Source organism: Vreelandella sp. 2A-K22, from assembly GCF_054065485.1.
Genome location: NZ_JBSUGC010000011.1, coordinates 196,233 through 202,371 on the forward strand (window position 1 = coordinate 196,233; position 6,139 = coordinate 202,371).

The following is a 6,139-nucleotide window of genomic DNA, read 5'->3' on the forward strand; positions in this document are numbered from 1 at the left end:
TATCCTCTCTGATCATTCCTCCCAAGCGGCAATGATAGCGCGCTCTTCATCGCTCATGTTGGTCATATTGCCTAACGGCATATAGCGGCTGGTCACGACCTGCTGAATCTGCGTTTTCTGGCCCAGAATTTCATCCCAGCTATCGAAAGCAATCCCCGCGGGCGGTGCTGAAAAACCAGCATGCTCAGGGTTGCGAGCATGACACTGAACACAGTGCTGCTCAATCAAACCGGTGATTTGTGCCTGATCCGGCCCTTGCGCGCCTTCATTTCCACTAGGCGACGATGAACTTGGTGCGGCCACCCAAAACGCTAACAGAATAAGCCCTACCCCAACGGCGGGATACGCTGGCTGGGTTTTGCCTGCATGCATCAATACAAAGAATTGACGGATTAAAGCACCGGCAAAGATAAACAGCACCATCACGACCCAGGCAAGCTCGTGGGAGTAGATAAAGGAGTAGTGATTACTCACCATCAACAACACGACCGGTAGCGTGAAATAGGTGTTATGCACCGAGCGCTGCTTGCCGCGTTTGCCATCCAAAGGATTGGGGGCATCGCCTGCCTTCATGGCTTTTACCATGCGGCGCTGGCCGGGAATAATCCAGAAGAAGACGTTGGCTGACATTGCCGTCGCCATCACCGCACCTGTAAGCAGAAAGGCAGCACGGCCGGTGAACATCTGCGTGCTGAGGTAGGCAACGACCACCATCATTACAGCAACAGCGACACTGAGCAGGCCGTCGCGATCCATATTGGGGCTAATGCGCTTACACAGCTCGTTATAAACGACCCAGCCGCCCAGCAAAAATGCCAGCGCCAGCACGTTGGCCTGCCAGCCCGTCATGTTGGCTGCCCACTCCCAGGGACTATTGGGGTTTACCAGATAGAAGCCTGGATTGACCATGTAGAGAATCACAAACAGCGCAAAGCCGGAAAGCCAGGTGGTGTAAGCTTTCCAGAATGACCAGTGCAGATCATTGGGTAACTTGGCAGGTGCGGTAGCGTACTTCTGGTTGTGGTAAAAACCACCACCATGCACCGACCACATTTCGCCAAACACACCCTTCTGGCGGTCTTCCTCAGCTTTCGGTGTGCGCAGGCTATTATCCAGCATTACAAAATAGATCGACTCGCCGATCCAGGCGATGGCCGCAATCACATGCAGCCAGCGCAGCAGCAAATTAACAAAATCGATTAGATACGCTTGCATAACGGAAGTCCCTTATCAGCTACCGCGGTAAGTTGAGTAGCCATAAGGCGAGAGAAGTAGCGGCACATGGTAGTGCTGGCTGGCATCCGCAACGCCAAAGCGCAGCGGGATAACATCTAGAAAGCGCGGCTCGGCCGCTTCAACGCCTTGGGCACGCAGGTAGTCACCGGCATGGAACACCAGTTCGTACTCGCCTGGCGTGAGCGCATCACCTTCTAAAATGGGCGCATCGCAACGCCCGTCACTGTTGGTGATCACGGTACTCAGATGCTGGCGCTCACTGCCGGCAAGGCGAAACACCTCAATGGTAATCCCCTGACCGGGCTGACCTTTGGCGGTATCCAGTACGTGGGTGGTTAAACGTCCCATAGCCGCTCCTTGTTGATTATTGATGACGTTACTTGACCTATTGGTCAAAGAGTACCGTTACTGATATTTATTGTATACAGTAATTCCAACCCTGCACGTTTAGATCCACGTTTGCTTTGAATCACGTATGTTGTAAAAAACTACACCGCTTAGGAGAGTTCCAGTGCCCACACCGCAACCGTTACTGCTTTCACCCGCGCCTAGCAAGTGCAGCCTTGAAATGCTGACTCATCACTATGGGGATGTTTATGAGCACTCCCCCTGGGTGGCTGAAGCTGCCTGGCAGCACGGCCTGACTGAAGCCCATGATACACCCGACGCACTGGCCGAGCTGATGGGGCTTATGTTGCAGCAGGCGAGCAACGAACATCAAATTAAGGTAATTCAGGCGCACCCTGACCTGGCAGGCAAAGCCGCTATGGCAGGTGAATTAACCCAAGACTCAACCAGCGAACAAGCAGGTGCGGGGCTTGATCAGTGCAGCCCTGAGGAGTTTGCGCGCTTTGAATACCTTAATGTGGCGTACAAGGAGAAGTTTGGCTTTCCGTTTGTGATTGCCGTTAAAGGGCTGGATCGACATGCCATATTAGCAGCCTTCGAGGAGCGCCTGAACAACGATGCGGCTACCGAGCGCCAAACGGCGATTGAGCAAATTATTCGCATTGCGCGCTTTCGGTTAAGGGCGCGGGCCGAGCAATAAAACGAAGCGTTGAAGACTATTCGTTGACCGGGCTATTGCATTTATTTCTTGTATACACTTTTATTAGCTAATGGATGCAAGAAGAAAACAATGTCACCCACAGCGAATAAAGGCTCTCTATGTCCACACCGCCCGATGCCAAAACGCGGCCTTCGCGTACCATTAATCAAAACCCCGATGCGATGCCGCCGTTATCAAAAGCGATCCCGCTAGGCCTCCAGCACATCATGGCCATGTTCGCTGGCAACGTGACACCGCCGATTATTATTGCTGGCGTGATCGGCGCTAATCCGGCGGAGCAGATCTTTTTAATTCAAGTGGCACTGTTTGTTGCGGGGGTATCCACGCTGGTACAAACCATCGGCATCGGCCCGATAGGCGCACGCCTGCCGATTGTGCAGGGCACTAGCTTTGGCTTCTTGCCGGTGGCGCTACCGCTGGCGAAAGCGTTTGGCCTGCCCGCCGTTCTGGGCGCTTCCTTTGTAGCAGGGCTGCTGCAAATTGTGCTCGGCGCGTTTTTAAAGAAGATTCGCCACTGGTTCTCTCCAGTAGTCACCGGCATTGTGGTGCTATTGATCGGGATTACATTGATGCCGGTCGGCCTCAATTACGCCGCGGGCGGTGTGGGGGCGGATGACTTTGCATCACCCAGCAACTTGTTGCTGGCGCTCTTTGTACTCAGCGTGACGATTGCCGTTCATCAATATGGGCGGGGCTTTATCAAAGCGTCCTCTATTCTATTTGGCTTATTGGCTGGCTACATAGTGGCCATTGCCCTTGGAATAGTTGATTTTACGTCACTGAGTAACGCTGCCTGGTTTGCACTCCCCAAGCCGCTGGAATACGGCATGACGTTTTCGGGCACCGCAATCATTGGCATGACGCTGATTATGTTCGTGGTTGGGTTAGAAACGATCGGCAATATCTCTGCGATTACGACCACAGGGGCTGGCCGTCCGGCGAAGGATCGCGAGCTTTCCGGCGGCGTGATGGCCGATGGTGTGGCCACTTCATTGGCAGCGGTTTTCAATACTCTACCCAACACCGCTTACGCTCAAAATGTTGGTTTGATTACCCTCACCGGCGTGGTGAGTCGCCATGTGGTTACCATCGGTGGGTTGCTATTAATTGCCATGGGGCTATTTCCCAAGTTGGGAGGGCTGGTGGCCGCCATGCCGCCTGCAGTTCTTGGCGGTGCGGGCGTCGTCATGTTCGGCATGATCGCATCGGCGGGTCTTAAAATTATCAAAGAGTGCGAGCTGGATCAGCGCAACATGCTGATAATTGCCGTTTCGCTAAGCCTGGGTATCGGTCTACCAGCCGTCGAGGCGATTTCAGAAACCATGCCGGGGCAGCTAGGGCTGCTGCTTAAGTCGGGCTTAGTGCCTGCCGCCCTCGCCGCTTTATTACTAGACGCCATTTTACCAGGCAAACCTGACAGGCGTGCCAAACTGGCCAAGGCCGAAGCGGAGTATCAAAACCGTTAATCATGCACTGATGAGCGGGTGCAAATAAAAACGCCGCACCCTCGGGGCGCGGCGTTTTAAAGCGGTGGTACAGTTAAATTACTGCTTGGCGGTCTCTACCGCTTTCTTAGTGGTCTCTTCTGCCATTTTTTGGCTGTCTTGAGCGAAGCTTTGGCCGATGGAAGTTACTTTTTCCGTGTCGCCCTTCACTCGTTCCATAAATTCGCCAGCCGTTTTTTGCTGGGTTTCCATGGCTTTTTTGAAGCTGTCGGGGTCTTTGACATCAAGCCAAGTGCGCGCTTGCGCAATCGCCATGTCCGAGTAGGCACGGGCTGCATCTAACTGTGCACTCACCAGCTGATCATAGTAATCGAGCGCTGTCAGCGTGTAAGAACGCATCGGTGAAACAAAAACGGACTCAAACTGCTGCGTGGTTTTCTCAGTCGCTTTGTTCATAATAGTACCTCCAAGAGTGAGCTAGCACATAAACACGCCTTGATTAGGCGGTTCTTAGCCAGGCTTTTGCCTCTGCTGTCCTTAAAGCTAGCAGTGCTTTTTGTGCAGCGCAACATGATTTTTCCTCATGCTGCGCCTGCTCACTCACAAATAGTTAGAACGGCTGACAGCAGCCTGCTACTAGCGGTTACCGAACAAGTGCTTACGCGCCTGCTCATCCATTTCCACGCCGGCTTGGGGATTGACGTCTTCGACCAATGCATAAGCTCGACGTACGGCCGGGCGTGCTTTGATCATGTCAAACCAGCGCTCCAAGTCGGGAAACTCGTCCAGGGTTTGACGCTGTTTTTCCCAGGGAACAATCCAGGGATAGATCGCCATGTCAGCAATCGAGTAGTCATCGCCACCGACATAAGTGTGATGCGCTAGGCGTTGGTCTAGCACGCTATAAAGCCGATTGGTTTCGCGCACGTAGCGCTCAATGGCATAATCGATCTTTTGCGGCGCATAGTGGCAAAAGTGATGGTTTTGGCCTGCCATGGGCCCTAGCCCACCCATTTGCCAGTGCAACCACTGCAATACGATATAGCGCTCGCGGCCTGCAGAGGGTAAGAAGAGGCCACTCTTATCGGCCAGGTACTCGAGGATAGCGCCTGACTCAAACATCGATAGCGGCTGGCCGCCATCCTGTGGGGAGTGATCGACAATGGCAGGAATTCGGTTATTGGGGGCGATAGTGAGAAATTCAGGATCAAACTGCTCGCCTCGGCCAATGTTAATCGGCTTCACTCGGTACGCCAGATTGGCTTCTTCGAGCATGATGGAGATTTTATGGCCGTTAGGTGTTGTCCAATAATACAGGTCAATCATTGCCATCTCCTTGATGAAAACCTTGATTCACTCGCAATGAGCCACCAAGCTTTCAAAATTTATCGAGCGGTACTTTAGCGTACCGCCCTGTTAGCCATATCGCGCCGTTGGTGTTATATATCGCGTACGGTCAGGGCATTACTGGCAGCCCCATTGTGCACGTTGAGCATACGCTTGAACCACTCATCCACCGGGTCGCCAGGCTCTACTACCGCCTGTGTCGATACAACGTGAGCCCACATCATGCTGCCAAACAGCAGGTAATCTGAGCCGCTGGGTGCGTCACCGTCTAAAAAGGCGCTCTCCCGCAGCAGGTCACGTACCGGTGCCAGCGCCTGCTTGAGCTGCTGCTTACCCTGCTCGGGCTGATGGAACTCTTCCAGCGTGCAACCAAACCGCGCTTCGCGTGTTTCGCGGAAATAGCTACGGTCGTCTGGGTGGACGGCTGCAAATAAATCCATGGCGATAATACGAAATAGCGCAGGGTTTATGCTGCGCTCAACAAAGTATTTGAACAGTAATACCCGCTGATAGCTGACGCCCTCACCCAACACGGGTGCCTCGGGATACGCCTTATCCAGATAGCGCATAATCTCGAAACTGTCGGTAACGACCTGATCACCGTCGCAGAGCACCGGCACTTTGTCGTAGTCGGCAAACGCCAGCGCTTTCTTATCGAGGAATCGCCACGCTACGGAGGTGAATTCCAGCCCTTTGTGGGCGAGTGCCATACGTACGCGCCAGCAGTAAGGTGAGAAGCGGAGCCGTTCGTCCCGGCCGCACAGATCATAAAGAGTCATTGCCACTGCCATAACCTCCGTGTGGTTGATCATAGTGAGTACACAGCATTTCAGCCGATAACAATGAGCGTAAGCCAACTACGACGCAACTAGCGAGTTCTGTACTCATCCTTTCGCTGGCAACTGTACTGTCTATTACCTGATTCCGTGAAGCCAGCGCCGACACTTCCCCTATCACCGCCAGCGAGCATTTTCTGACCGCCGATTCCGTCTCAACCGCTGAACGCATACCGGGGAGGACCAACCATGGCGACGCTGACCGA

The 6,139-nt window shown here is 53.6% G+C and carries 7 protein-coding genes; 2 read left to right on the forward strand and 5 right to left on the reverse strand.

The genetic code is table 11. The features are described 5' to 3' along the window. Positions 1–12 precede the first annotated feature (12 nt). Both ACW17M_RS16210 and uraH read right to left on the reverse strand, forming a co-directional pair. On the reverse strand, positions 13–1,215 hold the full coding sequence (locus ACW17M_RS16210) for a urate hydroxylase PuuD (protein WP_457547770.1): 1,203 nt from the start codon (positions 1,213–1,215) through the stop codon (positions 13–15). A 15-nt stretch (positions 1,216–1,230) separates the two neighbouring features. Continuing rightward, the gene (uraH, locus tag ACW17M_RS16215; protein WP_190374705.1) at positions 1,231–1,584 is read right to left on the reverse strand and encodes a hydroxyisourate hydrolase; all 354 of its coding nucleotides are present in this window, start codon (positions 1,582–1,584) and stop codon (positions 1,231–1,233) included. A gap of 163 nt (positions 1,585–1,747) precedes the next feature. On the opposite strand from uraH, the gene uraD reads away from it, so the two are divergent. After that, entirely contained in the window at positions 1,748–2,284 is a 537-nt protein-coding gene (gene uraD, locus ACW17M_RS16220; protein ID WP_022522242.1) for a 2-oxo-4-hydroxy-4-carboxy-5-ureidoimidazoline decarboxylase, read from the forward strand. A gap of 119 nt (positions 2,285–2,403) precedes the next feature. Beyond that, entirely contained in the window at positions 2,404–3,771 is a 1,368-nt protein-coding gene (locus ACW17M_RS16225) for a uracil-xanthine permease family protein (protein ID WP_009287403.1), read from the forward strand. 78 nt (positions 3,772–3,849) lie between these two features. Here the strand turns inward: ACW17M_RS16225 and ACW17M_RS16230 are convergent, their stop codons facing one another. The 3 genes from ACW17M_RS16230 to ACW17M_RS16240 all read right to left on the reverse strand — a co-directional run bounded on the left by ACW17M_RS16230 (position 3,850) and on the right by ACW17M_RS16240 (position 5,882). Continuing rightward, on the reverse strand, positions 3,850–4,206 hold the full coding sequence (locus ACW17M_RS16230) for a phasin family protein (RefSeq protein ID WP_027958119.1): 357 nt from the start codon (positions 4,204–4,206) through the stop codon (positions 3,850–3,852). 180 nt (positions 4,207–4,386) lie between these two features. Beyond that, the gene (locus tag ACW17M_RS16235; RefSeq protein WP_027958120.1) at positions 4,387–5,076 is read right to left on the reverse strand and encodes a glutathione binding-like protein; all 690 of its coding nucleotides are present in this window, start codon (positions 5,074–5,076) and stop codon (positions 4,387–4,389) included. Positions 5,077–5,189: 113 nt separating this feature from the next. Next, on the reverse strand, positions 5,190–5,882 hold the full coding sequence (locus ACW17M_RS16240; protein ID WP_039859469.1) for a glutathione S-transferase family protein: 693 nt from the start codon (positions 5,880–5,882) through the stop codon (positions 5,190–5,192). Positions 5,883–6,139: the final 257 nt, after the last annotated feature.

What these genes read in the sequence shown, in the direction of transcription:
- ACW17M_RS16210 (WP_457547770.1), bottom strand. Translation starts at nt 1,215, where the DNA reads ATGCAAGCGTATCTAATCGATTTTGTTAATTTGCTGCTGCGCTGGCTG.
- uraH (WP_190374705.1), bottom strand. Translation starts at nt 1,584, where the DNA reads ATGGGACGTTTAACCACCCACGTACTGGATACCGCCAAAGGTCAGCCC.
- ACW17M_RS16225 (WP_009287403.1), top strand. Translation starts at nt 2,404, where the DNA reads ATGTCCACACCGCCCGATGCCAAAACGCGGCCTTCGCGTACCATTAAT.
- ACW17M_RS16230 (WP_027958119.1), bottom strand. Translation starts at nt 4,206, where the DNA reads ATGAACAAAGCGACTGAGAAAACCACGCAGCAGTTTGAGTCCGTTTTT.
- ACW17M_RS16235 (WP_027958120.1), bottom strand. Translation starts at nt 5,076, where the DNA reads ATGATTGACCTGTATTATTGGACAACACCTAACGGCCATAAAATCTCC.